The organism is Bacteroides sp. BFG-606, from assembly GCF_024788145.1.
Classification (GTDB): Bacteria; Bacteroidota; Bacteroidia; order Bacteroidales; family Bacteroidaceae; genus Bacteroides; species Bacteroides vicugnae.
Genome location: NZ_JANUIL010000001.1, coordinates 6,296,835 through 6,315,325 on the forward strand (window position 1 = coordinate 6,296,835; position 18,491 = coordinate 6,315,325).

An 18,491-nucleotide genomic window follows, 5' to 3' on the forward strand; every position below is an offset into this window, starting at 1 on the left:
ACATATGAAAAAATACATATTGGCTAGTATAGTTACACTTTTCTTCGGTATTAGCCAAGTTAGTGCACAATCATCTAATGAGCATAAAGGACTTATTTGGTCCTCCCTACATGGATTAGATTATGAGTTCAAAGCTGGTGTGAATATAGGTGGAACATCTCCACTTCCTCTTCCCAAAGAAATCAGAAAAATTGAAAGCTACTCACCTGGACTTTCGATTACTTTGGAAGGAAATATAACTAAATGGCTAGATGCTCAAAAAAAATGGGGACTTAGTTTAGGACTCCGCCTCGACAACAAAAGTATGACTACTGAAGCTTCAGTAAAAAACTATGGCATGGAAATTTTTAACGAAACTGGTGGAAAAGTTGAAGGACTTTGGACAGGAGGAGTTAAAACCAAAGTTAAAATGTCTCTTTTGACAATACCAATCCTAGCTAACTACAAAATCAACGATCGATGGAAACTCGTTGCTGGACCTTATATGTCATATATGATGGAGGGGGACTTCTCCGGCCATGTTTATGAGGGACATCTTCGATCTCCAGACGCTACTGGTGACAGAGTTAATTTCACAGGTGACAATATTGCAACTTATGACTTCTCCAATGATCTGCGCAAATTCCAATGGGGTTTACAAGTAGGAGGAGAATGGAAAGCATACAAACACTTAAATCTGCATGCTGATTTAACATGGGGATTGAATGATATTTTCAAAAAGGATTTCACAACTATTTCATTTGCTATGTATCCCATCTATTTAAATATAGGATTTGGATATGCATTCTAAAGATAAATACACTAAAGAGTCTGTGTAGGATTAAAAAATATTTATCATAAAATATACCCAAAGGCAGTCTTAGGAAAGACTGCCTTTCTACTTTAATTTAATTCCGGTGCCGAAATGAACTAATTCATTCTATAGACTCTTATCTTATGGATCTCAATATAAAATAAACTAAGAGCCTAAATAGATGATGTATTTTGTTATTCACATCTTTCACATAATACCAAGTTGTTAATTCACATATGTTTCTTGTGAATTAACAGTGCTATTTTCATTCTTCACACCCTTTCACCCTCTTCACCAACCGGATGCTTGATTCTTTCATCAATTTCCACTTTTTGGTCAAACGTTTAGCAAAAAAGATTTGTTTTCTTTCAATATGAGAACCAACCTTTCTTACTACTGATAAGTCACTGATTTACCGCATATTTTGTTTCCATTTGCTAATCGCCGACTGCTGTTGTCTACCTAGTCAACTATAGTCGACTGATTAGACAACTACAGTCAGCTAGATAGACAACAATAGTCGGTTTCTTATATGTCAACTATTTAATTTAATAAGATTATAGCTGAAGCGAAGATTATGAACTGCGAAGGTACAAGCAGTGAAAGTGTGAAGATTGTGAAGGCGTGAAGAAGAGATTTCCTCTTTGTATCTTCACCGAGAACACCTATTAGACAGATAATTATCTCCTAGTGAAGAAAGTGTAGGAGAAGAACTCAATTTTATTGTGTCTTTAGTCATTTTTAGCGCGATTAGTTCATTTCTGCATCAAAAAGATATATTCAACTAAACATATGATTTAATTGATAATGAATAGTAGATAAAAAAATAAGCAGGAACAATTATATTCCTGCTTATTTTTATTTGTCATAGACGAAAGAAATCCTAGAAAGATACTTTCAAATCATCAATATATAATACACTATCCGGTGCACCGGAGAACTTATCTCCGTCTTTACTTGAAGAGCACACAATAGCTAGCTTATATTTATTTGAAGCATTCCATGATTTACCGTCTTTCCATTCAAACGATACATTAAATGTAGTCCACTCTGCTTTCTCACCAGCATCCTTTACAGAAGCAATCGCGACTATTTTTTCAGACGTCAACAAATTTGTTCCATCTAAATAATCAGCCATATAATCCGATACTTCATACAATACCGCATTCATAGCCGGGGCATCTGTTTTTGACTCATCCAAGTTCGCTACATTAGCTTTTTTCGGATCTGGACATACATAATATTTTTCTCCAGCTGTATATTTATAAACTCCAGAGAATGTTTTCGGTTCCCTATCACAAGGCTGTCCGAAACGTGTACTCTTTAAGGTGTTAGAAATTTCTGTAATAAATACCCCATTAAACAAAGAACCGGAAGTAACATACGGAACCATTGCCAAGGCTGAACCACTTGAATTAAGTGTTGTCAACTTAGCTGCTTTACCTGAATAACCTGCTGCTTCTTCATGTACAGCATAAGGTTTTGTTTTATCATATTTAGTAAAAAAACTCATTGATTTTAAATATTCAACTCCCGGATTTGAAGTTGTCCATCCGCCAATCGGTTCATAATACTTCATATCTTCATCATTAGTATTATTTTTCAATTCCCATTGATCCAAATCGGTTGCAAAATTCAAAATACCACAAGATATAATATATTCTTCTCCAGTTGTCTTGCCTTCGCTGTAATCTTTCTCTGAAACAATATTTATTCTTTGCGTCTTAGAACAATCAATAGCACCTCCGTTATAAAGTTCACCATTATAAAACACCTTTGCACCATCTGAAACAACTAACTTCGGCACAATTTTCAATTGTTCTGCCTGTGCATCCGGTTTTGCATAAAGAATAATCCAGTTGCCTCCCATTGAAGAAGTAACAATAGAAGGTTTATAAGCAAGTACATCTTCATTGATGGTTACACTCAATAGTTCTTTCTCTGTCTTTAATACACCAGAAACAAATGTATAATTTACATTATATGTTTCTGACTTTATATTAATTTTCAAGGTCATTTCTTTGTCGCTACTGATAGAACCTGAAATTGTATACTCGGTTGCTTCCCTTCTATTAGCAACTGCGGTTGTGGTTCCTTTATACTCTCCAATACTGAAAGAGCCGTCTGCCTGCTTTTCGATAGCCACTTCATCAGCTTTCAAACCCTGATATTTATAAGCACTCGCTGTAAACCCAGGTTTTACAGGGAAAGACACATTAAATGATGAAATACTAATTTTATTATAACCTTTGGCCACCATAGTGATCCCTTTAGAAGGTTCAGTCAATTCAAATCCTTCACCTGTGTAATCACAAGTAAAACCATTCTCCATACGTGGATACCAACCTGCAAATACTGTTGAATAATCAGCATCATCCGCTTCCGTACTAATACGGGTACCCGTAACTTTCACTTCAATATTCATTGTAGTAGACGGATCTTCCGGCATGTGTTGGACCACATTTATTGTCATATTGACTTTCTCTGCAACCACATTTCCCGATACGGTAATGTCCAATGTACCCAAATCTGCATGTTGTATTGTGGTCTTAGTTTCCTGCAATACTACTTGAGAAGCATCACCTTCCAAAACAACGCCACCAACTACAATATCCCCTACAGTAAAAGGAGCACCAGCTATATCTATCGCAAAATTACGCAAAGACACCGTTACTTTGTTCTCGTCTTCCGATTTAACAAATATTCTTTGAGAAATTGGGGCACTTTCTGTCAAATCCACTCCTTCCAAGAAGACTTTCAACTGACTATCATAGGTTCCTACCACGAAACTATTAAGTCCAAGCCCCTCTCCTCCATCGTTACCGTTTTTATCATCATCACTACAAGATGTAAACAATGTCGCTGTACACAATACAGCAAACAAGTAATAAAATAAATTCTTTCTCATTTTCTAAATTCTACTTTTAATTAATAAAAGCAAATACGTGATATTCCCATCACACAGATGCCTGACTTTTACAGGCGCAAAGTAACTATTATTTTCAGATACCCACAAGGTCTATATTTCTTGTTTCTGTTCCATTTTTAAAGAAATACACCTAAAATAGGCTATGAAAAAGCATAAATTCCCGCTGATTATTAAAAAGAAATATTCTGTTTTTAATAATCAGCGGGAATCTACAATTCAAATCTCACACATTGATATATCAATACAACCTACTTACAGGCTGTTCATTTGTGACACTCAATGTTCTATTGTTTTATTGTTTCACACCAGTATATTGGACATCCACATCCATTAACTTTGTTCCAGCCATACTTACCTCTACAACAATCGGCAAATTCAAATTCTTACCATCCACCGTTGCAGCAGTTATGTCAATTGCACAATCGACAGACATCGACGCAGCACCTATTGGAACTTCTATTCCCTTCAATTCCGTCGCACCACTGAAAGTAGATTTACCGTCTTTCTGGGTCAACGCACATTTCGCCACTTTTAAATCACCCAAGCTTACAGGTATAGAAGTCCCACCTATAGATACATTCAAAACAAAATCTTTGATAACTACATCCACTGCGTCATCTCCATTCTTTACCAGAGATAAAGATTTGGGCTCATTGGCTACTTCCTGCCCTTCCAACTTAACAACTAAATTACCATTATACGTACCAGCTACCTTTTCAGAGGCAACAGTAGTATCATCGTCATCATCGTCACTACAAGACATTAAAAAACTCATTGAGCCAATTAACATTGCAAACAAATAAAATGAAATTCTTTTCATAACATTCTCTTTTAATTTAAAAAAACTTCTCACTTCTAAAGAAGATAAAACAATATCTTCCATGTTTTTTCTCAAAACATAGGTGCAAAGTAACTATTATTTTCAGATATTTGCAAGGTCTATTTTTCTTGTTTCTGTTCTATTTTTAAAGAAATATACCCAAAAGGACTTATAACATACCATTTTACAAATTAAAATGATGATTTGAAAAAGGAAAGAGAGTTTATATCTCTGAACCCATTTATCTTCGTTATATGCTATAAAGCCAATCAGTTATCATAATCGTATTCCAGACTAAACTCATCCACATAAAGCACACTACCGGACGCTCCAGTAAAAAAATCACCATATTTGCTTGCAGAACATACCAGGACGATATAGGTTGGTTTTCTGTTCGTAGCCCTATATTCCAGTTTCAAGTCAAATTCCTTATACACGGCAACAGGAGTTCCCGATGTAAATTCAGCATAAGCAATCACATGCTTATCATTTTTATCAAACAATTTCCGGTTAGAAGGTTTGGTGCGTATTTCAATCGGACTATCCCAATCACCAATGGCAATATAGATCGAGCAGGTATCTGTCTTTCCTTTTAAATAATTATATTCAATGGAAGAGTTATCAATCACTCCGGGCTGGTACTTATAATATCCTTTCAAATGAGTAGGATAAGCAGAGAACGATTGCCCAAAGTTCAAGATACCATTTGTTCCGTCGGTTGCCACATATTTACCGACAAAGAGGTTACCGGCAGCTAATTTCCCGGCAGAACCCACTCCCACAAACTTAGACTCAAGTTTCGCAGCCCTACCGGTTGTTTTACCCGACCATATATCTTCGGTAGGAACAGAGTTGCTGTCACCTAAGGTTGTAGCTCCTTGATTTCCGGTATCCCAGAAAGGAGCTTCATTACTTCCCCACGGGTTCCAGACTTTACCACTCTGATTCCAATTATCAAATGTACCACCTGTTAAAGGAATCTCAGCAGTCGTTCTAAAAGTAATCTCTTCACCACGATCTTCTGTTCCATCCACCAAAGCACGACATACATATTCCGTGTCCGCTTTCAAATGCGGAACACAAACATAGAAGTTTACTCCATTCTGTACAACGATATCCTGATCTACCCTTGTCCATTCTTCTGATGAAGCTTCACGTATTTCAAAGCCGTTCACTACATCCTCCTGTCCTTCTCCATAAAGCCATGCTACATTAGTCCAGCCATCCGCCGAATTAGTAAAGACAACCTTATCCGTGATGAATGCGTACAAACTCCACTCTTCGGTTTTTCCTTTAAATGTCACATTTACTTTCTGCTCTTGTGTAAAGTCCTTCAAAGTGGTAAAGTCAGGCGAAACGGTAGAACTGATCGGCCCCAGCTTCAAATCTTTCACGGTTATTTTGTTGAGCATCGTATTTTTATTGACATAAACGATAGCTTGTCGAGCTTTTTCGTCAATCACGGCTCCTCCGACCTGATTCTTGACGCTAAATACTCGTTCGACGGTCTGGTTGGCTATAATCTTCCAGCGATAATCCTGATACAAAGACAATACCACTTCTTTAGGAGAAGACAAATCAATCGTTGTATTCACCTTCAAATCCGTATTAGCCTCTTCTGAATAATCGAAACGGGTGACAATCACTTTCTTCAAATCCACAGAATCGAGCAAGTCTACTGTCACCGTACGTTCTTCATTATTAATGACTGCACTACCAATCTGTCCATTCACCTCAAAGCCGGTAATAGACAATCTGACAACAGGATACGGCAAATCATTCTTGACGCATGATGAAAAAGCAAATGCAATGCAAATGCATATAATTAAGGATAAAAGTCTATTTCTGCCTTTACTTTTCATGATTACATACTTATAGTTAATCCTAAATTAATATCAAACAAATTTATTTTAAAGTTGGCTCCACCGTTCGTACGGGAACCTTTCTCACCAAGATTATTCACCTGACTTTCCTTACGGTATTTCAAGCCTATCACTCCCACACTACATTCCACACTCACATTTTGCATAATAAAGACAGCCACTCCGGGATTAATCCCCAACTGTGCCTCAAATATATTCGTTTTGGTATTCTTCAAACTCTCGCCCGAACCTCTTGTAAACTCCGAATGTCCGAATCCCAAACGCAGATTGGTTTCATTGAACAATCCGAAACGTTTTCCCGGATCCAACCCGATATAGGAGCTATGGAAAAAGGTGCAATTATACAACTCTTCTTTCAACTTCAATTCCTTGAGAGTGAAATTCACGTCATCATCAATCTTAAAACTAACATTGCCTAAATGACCGTCCGTATGCTTATAACCGAGCTTTACACCCACTACCTGATTATCTTTGAAAAAATAACCGATAAAAGGAGCCACATTAATGGTACGTGCTTCAAAATCAAAATCATCGAGATAAGTAAACAATAATTTGGAGTCCTCACTGTTATAATCCCAAAACGAAAAATCCGTACCAAATATCCATTTTCCTTTAGGCATAAAGCGATAATTCACAATGCCACGATCAAACCGCCCTACCCTTTTGATTCTCAATAAATCAATGCCTCGCTTGGTCTCTAACGTATCACTTTTCCAATCGAACTCTCTTTTAACTGTTTCAACCGTGTGAACCGGAAGTGCAGCTGTTATTTTACTATCCTGTTTACGCTCCGACAATACAAGGTCACAAATCGTTCCTTCTAACTTCAAAGGAGTATTGACAACATCAGAAGCCAATTTTATATCCGTTGAAGAAACTGGCGGAACAGCTACTGCTTCTCTCTTAGACGCAACCTTCTGCCTTTTATCTGCCTGCTTTTTATCTACAAACTTCCCCACTGGTCTTTCTTCAGGCTTCTTCACAACCTTTTCCACAGAATTCTCTGCTGGAGACACGTTTTCCTCCACTTCTCCAATTATCTGGCGGGCAGAGTCCACAGCAGCTTCAGGTACCTGATAAGTATCCTCTACTGATGACAATACCTCCTGTTTGTCTTCCTGTCCCTCACTTTTTATTCCATAAAAGAATACCAAGCCGGCGCATACAACCAGAAGCAGGAACAGTAATATGTATTTTTTTCTATGTCTCATAAAATCATAAGCAAATCGTCAATCCCAAACTAATATTGAAAGGATTCACCCTAAAGTTAGATCCACCCGTCATCCGTTTTCCCGTCTCTCCCAGATTATTTTTCTGTTTTTCCTGCCTGTAACGAATGCCGGCTATTCCGAGCGAACATTCAATACTTACATTTTGCATAATAAAAACAGCCAATCCCGGATTTATTCCCAATTGCACCTCAAATATATCTGTTTGAGTATTAACCAAATTTTCGTCTACACCACGGTCGAATTTAGACTTTCCAAAATTGAATGTCAAGGCAGTCTCATTGAACAATCCAAATCGTTTACCGGCATCCAAACCTACATAAGAGCGATGGAAGAACGACACGTTATACAAATTTTGTTCCAACTTTAAATCTTTCAAAGAGAAATCGACATCATCATCGATTTTCAACGTGATATTATTCAAGGCTCCTCGCATATTCCGGTATCCGAACTTCAATCCCAACACCATATTATCACGGACAGCATAGCCTCCATATACAGAAAAATTCAGATTACGCCCATCACAATCAAAATTATCAAAATAGGCAAACAGCAGTTTATTATCCGCACTATTATAATCCCAGTATGACATTGTGAAACCAGAGATCCACTTCCCTTTAGGAATGAAACGATAGTTCATGATTCCACGATCATAACGTCCGATACGTTTGATTCGCAGGAAGTCCAAGCTCCCTTTTACTGGTAGCGTATCCTTCTGAAAAACGGGGACAGAATCTTCTACCTCCAACGATTGACAAACCGTTTCTGTCTTTCCCCACAAAGAGAAAAAGAATACAGACACCAGTACTGTTACCAATAACCGTTTATACATTCGTCCTGTTTTTTAAAGGTAAAAAGCTATTCCCAGTCCTATACTGAAAAGATTAATTTTAAAATTGGCACTCATCGACGAACGGTTGCTTTCGTAAATCCGGTCCGTCACCTGATGGGTTCGGCTGACATTCAGTCCCAACACCCCAATGCTTACTTCCACTGCCGTATAATTATTGATAAAGGCAACCAAACCCGGACTCAAACCAACACTTGCATCCAAAGAAGTCTGATATACTCCTGTCAGGTCATCCCCTTTACCGTTCACCACTTTTGAAACAGAACCTCCCAATTCTAACTGCACTTCATTGAATAATGCAAAACGCTTGCTAGTACCTAAATTGATGTAATTTCTCAAGACAGCAATTCCCGAATAAGAGTTCTTCAATTCATACAGGTTACTAATATCAAAGTTGGTATCTTCATCAATATTTACACTGATATTATTTAGCTTGGTATACGTCCGGCTATACATAAAACGTCCACCTGCAGCTACATTATCCTTAAAAGCATAACACAATACCGGACTCACTTTAAAAGCATACCCTTCCCCACTCAAATTCTCTATCACCAGAAACTGATAGTTATCATTTGAGTATTGAGAATAAGAAACTGAACTACCCACAATCCATTGTCCCTTAGGAATGAAAGTTCTCATTTCTATATTCCGTTTGAACTCCTGTTGCGCGCATGTTTGCGTCGTTCCAACAATTATTCCCAAGATTATCAGGAATGAAGTTTTGATAAAGTAATTCATACTTTGCTTATTCATAAATTAATTCCAAATCATCAAGCCACAAAGTACTGCCCGTACTTCCGGTAAAATAATCTCCATATCTACTTGCACTACCCACTAAAATAATATCAGTCGGTTTACGGTTAGAGCGATAGTTAATCGGGATCTCCAGTTTTATCAATCCTTCACCCTCCGTCGACTCTTTAAGAATACACTCTCCATAGCCTATCACATTTGAAGAATTTGAATCAAAAAGCTGCCTGTCAGCAGGCTTTGTCTTAACAAGTACCGGTATATCCGTTTCTCCGTCAAAAGTCTGATGTGGCCAGTCGCCCAATGCTATATAAATAGAGCCCATATCTTTACTGTTTTTCGGCAACTCACCCAATGTTGAATAGTCCACTGTACCAGCTACATATCTATAATAAAGCACCAATTTCGATGGACGTGAAGTGAAAGGACGTCCAAACCGTAAAATACCGTCTGTACCATCTATTTTCAGGAACTTCCCGACAAATATATTTCCGGCAGCAAAAGCACCAATTCCAAAAAGAGCCACATATTGAGACTGTAATTTTGCAGAATAATTCCCACTGTGCTTAATGGCTGCATCATACGTTGTCACATTCTTATTCAATGTAGCAGAACCCGTATTACCACTATCCCAAAACATTTCTCCACCACTCTTATAGATATAAAGAGGCGAATCTCCATGCCAGTCTTCAAATCCAGCATTCGGCAATTGTGCAGGAGCTTCTGTAGTGAATTGTTTTGTTTCTTTCGCTGCAACAGTACCAGCCATTGCCTGATATTCATAGGTTATACCAGGTTCAAGTCCGGTTATTTGACTCGTAAATATTTTATTATTCAACACAGCCTGATTCGAATACATCCAATCATTGGAACCAATCGCCCGGTAACGGAAATTCATCTCTGTAACTGAAGCAACCAGACTACCATACAGAGTGGCTTTTGTTGACCAAACATCGTTCTGTGTAGCAATATCCTCGGTAGCAACCAAAGCATCTGTAGCAATAACCGTCAACGTTTTCGCTCTATCTTTTCCATTCCGGTCCCTTACTTCAATGTCAAATCGATAGGTGTTATTACCGTCATCGATCGAATTAGTCATTATCTCTCTCAAGTTTTCCTTAAATGCAAACTGAACCTTTGTCATATCCGCATTAAATTGGATACTAAATCCAAGATTATCCAGTTCTCTTATCTGAACTTCAGTCAATTCCATCAAGTCGAAAGAAGAAAAATGGGTAATTCCCAACCGTGCAAAATCCGCACTCGTCACTTTCAATTCAGTAAAAGGCACACTAGCAGCCATCCGCACAACAATAGGTGTTTCCTTGTCGAATTGCGCACGATAAACTGCATTATCCAACTCGTAAATCTGATCATTCTCGATTATCTTAATAACAGGACGTGCCAGTATATCTACTTTCTCATCCGTCGTCAAAGCTGTCTCAACCACATTTACAGAGATCATGCCACCACCCACTTCAGAGGAAGAATTACTAAAAGTCAAATCATATCTGGTTGCTTTCCGTACCAGATTAATAACTCCACTTTTGGTTATTTCTGTTCCACTGCCGTTAAGTTGCCCTACAAGGTTCCATCTTAATTGGTTTTCATCATCCAACAGCATAAAATATCCTAGTTGGGATATGTTATCCTGTGTATATTCCAAAGTTCCCAATCGGTTACTCACTGTAATTTTATAAGTAGGAAATGCCTCCTGTAATTCGTCAGACAGAGCCAGACTGACTACTGTATTGCGAATGCCACACACTACTGATTCCGAAATAGCCGTCCCTTTTGAAATTGTAAACTCTTTCGTCCCCTTGAAATAAGAATCGGTAAAAGATGCAGCTACGGAATCACCCGCAGTAACTTCCGCTTTATAATTGTCGGGAACTAACAGTATTTGTTCCGGCATTTCATCCAAAGTGGCGAATTTACGCACCAAGCCCTCCGCGTTACGGATATACACTTTACACTTCTGGAGCAATTCTTCATCAGTAAGCGTAGCTCTCGTCTTTCCGGCAGAAACAGTAGGTAATTCACGTTGAACACCTATCTTCAAAGATAATGCGCCCTCTCCATTATTTGTCAGGTCACTTTCACGGCAGGAGACACAAACAAGTCCAACAATGAAAGCTATAACTAATATATGTATCAGTTTTTTCATTCTGTTTTCTTTGCTATTGATTTCAATGCTAAAGTAGCTGTTCTGGTATTATTTGCCTGATCGACAACGGTAATAATAAAATTATGAGAAGCAAGTCCATACAATCCGAGTAGCGGCGTAAACTGTGTAATATCAAACACCAAATATTTCACTCCGATCACTTCACTGCCCACTGGGAAACCTAAGCTCTTCAACGCTTTTTCCAAATCTGCATCTGCAGGGTGTGCCAAATCAAATTCAGAAGACAAACCTACTGACTTCAGTATTTCAGGTGTCAAAGTCTCCGAATCAATCTTCACTTTCAAATTTTGAATACCATTATCTGCTGTGATATTAACAATAATGGTTTTGGTTTCGTCTTTCTCTACTTCTATCTCATCCATTATATTGAAACCTTGTCCTACGATTGTCGGTGCACTTGTTCCAGGATTTACGGATGGATCTTCCGGCAATATATCTTCTGCTCCCGGATTAGCCCAAGCAAGTAAATCCACTTTCTTACATACTGCATCCAGCTTTACGCTTAATCCCATGTCACCCACTGAAGGTATCTCCAGATTAAACACAATGTTCCGGTGCTCTCCACCTTTCACATTGCTGAAACTGGTTTGCTCTTCTGTCCATTCCCCATCTACCGTTCCCTGGAAATGAACAATAATGATATTGCTTACTTCGGCAGCTTCAAAGAATCCGGCACGTCCACTTCCAATATCGGTATTATTAAAAGTCAGTTCACCTGTACCGACTTTTATTGTAATGGACTGGTCACCACCTACTTTCTGTTTCAAATCATCATTGAGGTCGACTGTCACCATTATATTCTGCAAGAAACATTTGATTACATCAACCGATGTAACCTCATCTTTTTTTATTGTAAAAGTTTGGGTTCCTTTATAGAAAGGTTTTTCCCATTCAGCAGGTTTTACGTCATGTGATAATGCTTCAATCTTATAGTTACCCACATTCAAGGTTAAGATTTCGGGCATGTCCCTATATCTTGTATATTCCTTTACCAATAAATTATTATCAGTCGAATAAATCCGAATGATATAATCATCTGTATTGATTGCTTTACCGTCTGCACGTGACAGCACATCCACAGAAACAGAAACACTTGTTCCCGCAAGTCTTACCTGTCCTTCACCTTGATTTGTATTCCCGGTTCCTTCGTCGTCCCTTCCAAAATCAGGGTTATCATTCATACAAGCACTGCATAATCCTAAAATGCTTGCCAAACATATAAAAACGAGTTTTTTTATTGCTTTCATATTACTCATTACTTATATTCTAATATTATATTTTTATCTATATACAATTCACTACCAGTAGAAATAGCTTCACCCTTATTATCCGTTGTTTTAATCTTACTGTCTTCAACACTTTGAGTGTTTGAAGCATTGGAAGAAGAGGCAAACATCACTCTTAAATGAGTCGCTTTTTTTCTCAAACATCGTATTATAAGTTAAGTCCACCGTGAAATCCTTTTGAGAACTCGTCGCTGTTAAGACTTCACTACCTTCAGCTAACTTTAATGTTTGTCCTCCTTCGCGGTTTTCTACTATTACAGTTACAATTCCGCCCTGATCGTTATTAGCTACATAAGTATAAGTACCTTTCAGCTTTATCGGACGGGAAGTGAAGGATATGCCTTCATTATAGATTTCTACATTAGTAGAATGGTTATAACTATAACTTCCCAGGAAAAGCTTACCGGCAGAATGATGACCATGAGTAGGAGGCGTCAAATCATTAAGAGTACTTGCACCAATCGCATTTCTTGATGGAGGGTCACTTGTTGCCACAGTCCAAGCCACATTACGCATCAGAATGCCATTACTTTGTTTCATACTTGAAGGAATCATATACCAAGTGTTCTTAACACCACTAATAGGTACTGTCTTTTCATTTACTGTAGCCCAAGATTCATTTTCATCAAAATCAAGTGCTGTTAAATTTGTTGTATCAAATCTATTATCTCCCCAAAAAGAACTATGATTATACTTTCCTCCTTTATTAATAGTTCCACTAAAGATTGTCTTACCCCATCCTTGCGTGAAATCCGGAAGCTGTATTACACTCTCTGTTACCTGCATAACAGGAATTGAATAAGTCGTACCATCATCACAAGTCGTTCTGAAATAATAAGTAGTTCCCGGAGTAAGTCCTGAAATGACAGCCTTTCCAGTGGTTGCATCAAGTTTCAAATCTTTGGCATCCACTTTCGTCCACGTACTTCCATTCAAAGAAATATATGCTTCAATAGCACTTATCACATTAGACATATCTTCGGCATATTCAGGTACAATCGTCATTTCGGCCGTATACGACCACACATGAAACGGTTCGAGAATAACACTATAAGAAGGTATAATAACAGCTACGGAAACGATGGCCGATTTCAAACCGTTATATTCAGCTTGGAAGTCTTTGGCTACAACTCCCATATCAATACCACTTGCTTTTATATTGTAATATCCTTCTTTTCCTTCTATCGGAGTGATAACCGTATTGTTAATCAAAGTCATCACACCATAATAACGATAATAGAGCTTAATATTCTGCGGATTGCCTTCTTTCAGTTTCACCGGAATTGTCACTTCTTTACTCTTCATCTTCACAGGATCCGTAGGTAGCAACATAAAGTTCTTAGGCGTTGTTATATTCAACACATAATCTTCACTTTGCTTACCATAAGTACTGGTGGCACTCAAATAGAATAAATGAGTATCATTATTATCCGTAATATTCAGATTAGGAATCAAACCAGTAAAATTAATAATACCCATCTGATCCTGATTAATACCAAAGCCAATCAACTTCACACCTGATTTGTCCAGCAATGCTTGATCTTCAGGAGTAAGTGCCGCCAGATTAAATCCTTCCTCCGGCCAATCGGGTAAATTAGGAGAAGTAGTTCTAAGAATACATTTCGTAAAACCGCCCAAAGAAGTCAACAAAGCCGATAACTGATTCGATTCAATCGGATTACCGTCCCACTGATTACCATCATTACTTGTTTTCTCAAATCCGGTCAATGTGAAATAAGGAGGTTTAATATTCAATGCTTTATCCGAAATATCCAAAGTAATGGGTCTGACTTCCGTTACACGGTCAAAGACAATGCTCAACATGGCTTTACCAGCATCCACATTCATTTGCAAATGATAATGATGTTGAGCTAACGCCTCCTCAATGGTAGCCACTTCAACGGTAGTCGGACTTAGTCCGCCATTCACTTTCGTGAAAGTCAGTTTTACTGAAATTCTACCCGGCTTCACATAAGCAGCACGCGTTTCTCCGGACGAAAAAGAAACTTCACTTCCCAACTCTGCCTGTACAGTAGAAGAATAAGTCTTAAAATACTGTTTGAAATCATCCGTGTATTCAATACTTATTTTAGTATTGGCCAATTTACAAGTAGTTTCCACGGGAGTAGTCTCGCCACCACGGATATTAAAATCGGTAGTACCCTCATAATAAGGAGAATCAAAGCCTTCCTTCTCAATGTCACCATAGAAAGCTTTCAAGGTATAACTTCCTACCGGAAAAGTAGTGTCTTCATCATAGTCACTTAACTTATCCCAGGAAGCCTGCACTTTGTCACCTTGCAACACGGAAATAGAGAAATCTTGTATGGAAGGCAGTACTTCCTCACTCGAGCGTGTCGTAACATCTGTCACCGAAGAATTTGCGGATAGATGCAAGCTCATTCCACCAAAGGCACCCGAACGCTTTTCATCGTTTACACAACTGCACAATAATACAATCTCTAAAAATAAAATAAACTTCAAAATACCCTTCATACCGAATTAAATACGCCTTTAAATAATACGGAGTCCCTCTCTCTGAAATCAAAGATAAGCTTAAATACCTAATATACAGGTGCTATCTTGTAAACTAGCCGCAAAAATACAGTTTTATTTCTTTATAATAAAGTATCTAAAGAAAGTTTTATTTTCGAATATGAAAAGAAGACCACAATTAAGGCCTAGAATATGAAAAATGAAACATTTTTAAGAGATATAACATAGAAGTTCTGTCTTTCAGATGAAAAACAGAACTTCATTATATAATAAATTGAACGTTAATAAAGCTTATTTATCAACGCCTGGCATCAAGACTACTCCCAACTTCTTCTTGCCGTCCATCTTGACTACCACAGGTTTTTCAAAGCGAACGTGACGGAGATAGTTCGTTTCCTGCACTGCTGGTTGTGCATTGAGGAAATCCTGATTATAAACCCCATCATTCATAAAGGCGTTGATCGTGAAATATCCTACCCCGAAAGAAGTCAGGTTCTGAAAAAAGTGTGTCCCCTGACTGGGATCTACCCGGTAATTAGTCAGACCGGCTTCCACAATCACACGGGCAGCCGAAATATGAGGCCACTTCACCGGAATACCCAGCCATGTATCACTGCTTCCCCAACGACCCGGACCAACGAGCACATAATTCTTTCCTTCGCTCAGGAACTGTTGATTGATCTTTTCTATCTCCCAGGCAATCGTCTGATTATTGGAAGCACTATAATTGTCGGTTTTTACATAAACCACATCATATACCTCATTCATAATACCGTGTCCCAATGAATTATACGAACGGAGAATCACATCTTCATCAGGAATCTCGTTCAAATCCTCGTCCAGCATTTCTTTACTGTCTACGATAGGACGGATCTGCAACAGATAGAAAGTTCCGGATTTATCATGTTCGCGACTTAACGTTGCTGCAAATTCAATTTCAACCGGACGACGCATCTCCTGTTCACCATATTTCAATACCAACTGCAGAATACGAGCCAACGGGAAAACATCATGTTGCAGGATATTAGCAAAAGTAATCACCTTACGTCCTCCCGGATATAAACCATCACGAATAATCTGATCGTACGGATCGTAGGTAGAAGCAATATAACGCAGAGCACCGTCACTTTCCGCCTCTTTGACATGAAGTTTCAGCAAATTAAAACCATCGTCGATAGAAAAATCATGTCCGGCATTTTTCAAATCCAATGCATAAAAACGAGTTTGAGTCTCCTTGAGGGCTATTTCCATTTCACTGGTTTGCAACACCTGATTGGGATGATAGGGAGAAAAACGAAGGGTCATGCCACCGTCAACAATATATTTTCCTAATCCCAAAGCCAGATTAACCGTTCCTTCTTCGGCTTTTTCATCTCCTAAAGGATAATAATTCAGTGAACGGGCCACACCGGACATAGACGGATAATAACGATCGCCGTACTGGTTTCCAACTACTTCCTGTAAGATAACAGCCATTTTCTCCTGATCGATTACATTCGAAGTGGCTTGCATATACGCTTTGCTGTCACGGAAATAAACCGAAGCATACACCCCTTTGATAGCATCAGAGAGCATCCGCAACATTTCATAGCGGTCGTCCAGATAAGGAATCATGTAGGTGTTATAAATTCCGGCAAACGGCTGATAATGAGAGTCCTCCAACAAGGAAGAAGAACGAATGGCAATCGGAGACTTCACTACATCGAAGAAAGTGAAAAAGTCCTCTACCAACCGGTCAGGCAACTTTGCCTTCAGAAAGTATTTCAGAATCGTAGCATCATCCGCATCTGACAGTGCAATCTGATACAGATTATTAGTATCCATAAATTCATCAAACACATCCGTACAAAGCACCACTGTTTTCGGAATAGCGATACGCGCATTTTCAAACTCGTCGAACTCCGGATGACGCTTCACCATATTATCAATAAATGCCAGTCCACGTCCTTTTCCTCCGAGAGAGCCATCCCCGATACGGGCAAAGTTAGAATAACGGTCGAAGCGGTCGCGCTTAAAGACCGCCACGACTCCCTGGTTCTTCATCTTACGATACTTCACAATCGCCTCAAAGATGATTTTACGGTGAGCATCCACATCCTGAAGACTATTCCAGGTTATCGGTTTCAAAAATTCAGCTACCGGGAACATGGCACGCGAATAAAACCAACGCGACACGTGATTCCGACTGATATGGTATAAGAAAGACTCCGCAGGTACGGCAAAAAGAATATTTTGCAGCTCCTTCAAATTCCGGACGCGGGCAATCTCCTCCCCTGTATCCGGATTCCGGAAAATAAAATCACCAAAACCAAAATTATCGGAGACAATACGGCGTAAATCAACGTCCATCTTCTTGGAGTTCTTGTCGATAAAACTGGCACCATACTTGGCTGCATAAGACGAATTTTCAGATTCGGAAGACTGGATAATCAAAGGAACAAACGGATCATTCTTACGTATCTCCGCACACAGCTTGATACCTGCCAGACCGTCTTTCTCCCCCCGTTCCACTTTCGGGAAACGGACGTCAGTGATTACCCCCAATATATTATTCTGATACTTATGATAGATTTCCATCGCCTCCTGATACGTACGTGCCAACACTATTTTAGGACGTCCACGCATACGGAGCGTACGCTGGTGAGCATTCAAGGCTTCAGTAGAGAATTCCTGACTCTGCTTCAACACGAATTTATACAGATTCGGCAAAATAGAAGAATAGAAACGAATACCATCCTCCACCAAAAGAATCAACTGCACACCGACCTCCTGCACATCGTGTTCCAGATTCATCTTGTCCTCTATCAACTTGATGATAGACACCAACAAGTCAGTATTACCCAACCAGCAAAATACATATTCAAACGCACTTAAATCTTCATTGATAATCCGTTTAGTAATACCATGACTGAAAGGAGTCAGGATGACAATAGGAATATGCTCGTATTTCTCTTTGATGTGACGGCCGATGTCGAAACTGTCATTATCCCCCGTGCTCGGCATACAAATCACCAGATCGAACGACATGTTTTCCAACTGTGACAGTGCTTCCTCCTCCGTAGACACCTGCGAGAAACGAGGTGGATAGCGCAGAGACAAAGAAGTGTATTCATTGAAAATCTTCTCATCAATGCGCCCGTCATCCTCCAACATGAAAGCATCGTAAGGATTAGCGATTAATAACACGTTAAAAATCCGCCTTGTCATCAAGTTAGCGAATTGTGTATCTTTGAAGTAAAGCTGGTTTAATTTATATTTACTAAGCAT

Annotated in this window: 11 protein-coding genes; 1 reads left to right on the forward strand and 10 read right to left on the reverse strand. The window is 38.8% G+C overall.

All coding sequences use genetic code 11. From position 1 onward, the window contains the following. The first annotated feature begins 4 nt into the window (after positions 1–4). Positions 5–790, forward strand: a complete 786-nt coding sequence (locus NXV01_RS24405; RefSeq protein ID WP_217721668.1) for a porin family protein — start codon at positions 5–7, stop codon at positions 788–790. Between the two features lie 886 nt (positions 791–1,676). On the opposite strand, the gene NXV01_RS24410 is transcribed toward NXV01_RS24405, so the two are convergent. The 10 genes from NXV01_RS24410 to NXV01_RS24455 all read right to left on the reverse strand — a co-directional run bounded on the left by NXV01_RS24410 (position 1,677) and on the right by NXV01_RS24455 (position 18,491). Beyond that, positions 1,677–3,701, reverse strand: coding sequence for a PCMD domain-containing protein (locus tag NXV01_RS24410; RefSeq protein ID WP_217724494.1), 2,025 nt, complete (start codon positions 3,699–3,701; stop codon positions 1,677–1,679). A 313-nt stretch (positions 3,702–4,014) separates the two neighbouring features. Further along, positions 4,015–4,605, reverse strand: coding sequence for a calycin-like domain-containing protein (locus NXV01_RS24415; RefSeq protein ID WP_217721669.1), 591 nt, complete (start codon positions 4,603–4,605; stop codon positions 4,015–4,017). 206 nt (positions 4,606–4,811) lie between these two features. Next, positions 4,812–6,404, reverse strand: a complete 1,593-nt coding sequence (locus tag NXV01_RS24420) for a PCMD domain-containing protein (RefSeq protein WP_195650701.1) — start codon at positions 6,402–6,404, stop codon at positions 4,812–4,814. A gap of 2 nt (positions 6,405–6,406) precedes the next feature. Further along, positions 6,407–7,636: a hypothetical protein gene (locus tag NXV01_RS24425; protein ID WP_258981639.1), complete on the reverse strand. Its 1,230-nt coding sequence runs from the start codon at positions 7,634–7,636 to the stop codon at positions 6,407–6,409. A 4-nt stretch (positions 7,637–7,640) separates the two neighbouring features. Continuing rightward, on the reverse strand, positions 7,641–8,486 hold the full coding sequence (locus NXV01_RS24430; RefSeq protein ID WP_074707822.1) for a hypothetical protein: 846 nt from the start codon (positions 8,484–8,486) through the stop codon (positions 7,641–7,643). A gap of 12 nt (positions 8,487–8,498) precedes the next feature. Continuing rightward, positions 8,499–9,242 (reverse strand): hypothetical protein, encoded by a 744-nt coding sequence (locus tag NXV01_RS24435; RefSeq protein ID WP_004306842.1) that lies wholly within the window; start codon positions 9,240–9,242, stop codon positions 8,499–8,501. 7 nt (positions 9,243–9,249) lie between these two features. Beyond that, positions 9,250–11,421, reverse strand: coding sequence for a DUF4493 domain-containing protein (locus tag NXV01_RS24440; RefSeq protein WP_074707820.1), 2,172 nt, complete (start codon positions 11,419–11,421; stop codon positions 9,250–9,252). Then, positions 11,418–12,689: a DUF4493 domain-containing protein gene (locus NXV01_RS24445; RefSeq protein ID WP_074707884.1), complete on the reverse strand. Its 1,272-nt coding sequence runs from the start codon at positions 12,687–12,689 to the stop codon at positions 11,418–11,420. The genes NXV01_RS24440 and NXV01_RS24445 overlap by 4 nt, the downstream gene beginning before the upstream one ends. Before the next feature lie 105 nt (positions 12,690–12,794). Further along, complete coding sequence (locus NXV01_RS24450; RefSeq protein WP_259023340.1) at positions 12,795–15,224, reverse strand: DUF4493 domain-containing protein; 2,430 nt, start codon at positions 15,222–15,224, stop codon at positions 12,795–12,797. A 291-nt stretch (positions 15,225–15,515) separates the two neighbouring features. Beyond that, positions 15,516–18,491, reverse strand: a complete 2,976-nt coding sequence (locus NXV01_RS24455) for a PEP/pyruvate-binding domain-containing protein (RefSeq protein WP_074707814.1) — start codon at positions 18,489–18,491, stop codon at positions 15,516–15,518.

Excerpts from the sequence above, each read along its gene's own strand:
- NXV01_RS24405 (WP_217721668.1), top strand. The coding sequence starts at position 5 with ATGAAAAAATACATATTGGCTAGTATAGTTACACTTTTCTTCGGTATT.
- NXV01_RS24410 (WP_217724494.1), bottom strand. The coding sequence starts at position 3,701 with ATGAGAAAGAATTTATTTTATTACTTGTTTGCTGTATTGTGTACAGCG.
- NXV01_RS24415 (WP_217721669.1), bottom strand. The coding sequence starts at position 4,605 with ATGGAAGATATTGTTTTATCTTCTTTAGAAGTGAGAAGTTTTTTTAAA.
- NXV01_RS24420 (WP_195650701.1), bottom strand. The coding sequence starts at position 6,404 with ATGAAAAGTAAAGGCAGAAATAGACTTTTATCCTTAATTATATGCATT.
- NXV01_RS24425 (WP_258981639.1), bottom strand. The coding sequence starts at position 7,636 with ATGAGACATAGAAAAAAATACATATTACTGTTCCTGCTTCTGGTTGTA.
- NXV01_RS24430 (WP_074707822.1), bottom strand. The coding sequence starts at position 8,486 with ATGTATAAACGGTTATTGGTAACAGTACTGGTGTCTGTATTCTTTTTC.
- NXV01_RS24435 (WP_004306842.1), bottom strand. The coding sequence starts at position 9,242 with ATGAATTACTTTATCAAAACTTCATTCCTGATAATCTTGGGAATAATT.
- NXV01_RS24440 (WP_074707820.1), bottom strand. The coding sequence starts at position 11,421 with ATGAAAAAACTGATACATATATTAGTTATAGCTTTCATTGTTGGACTT.
- NXV01_RS24445 (WP_074707884.1), bottom strand. The coding sequence starts at position 12,689 with ATGAAAGCAATAAAAAAACTCGTTTTTATATGTTTGGCAAGCATTTTA.
- NXV01_RS24450 (WP_259023340.1), bottom strand. The coding sequence starts at position 15,224 with ATGAAGGGTATTTTGAAGTTTATTTTATTTTTAGAGATTGTATTATTG.
- NXV01_RS24455 (WP_074707814.1), bottom strand. The coding sequence starts at position 18,491 with ATGCTTAGTAAATATAAATTAAACCAGCTTTACTTCAAAGATACACAA.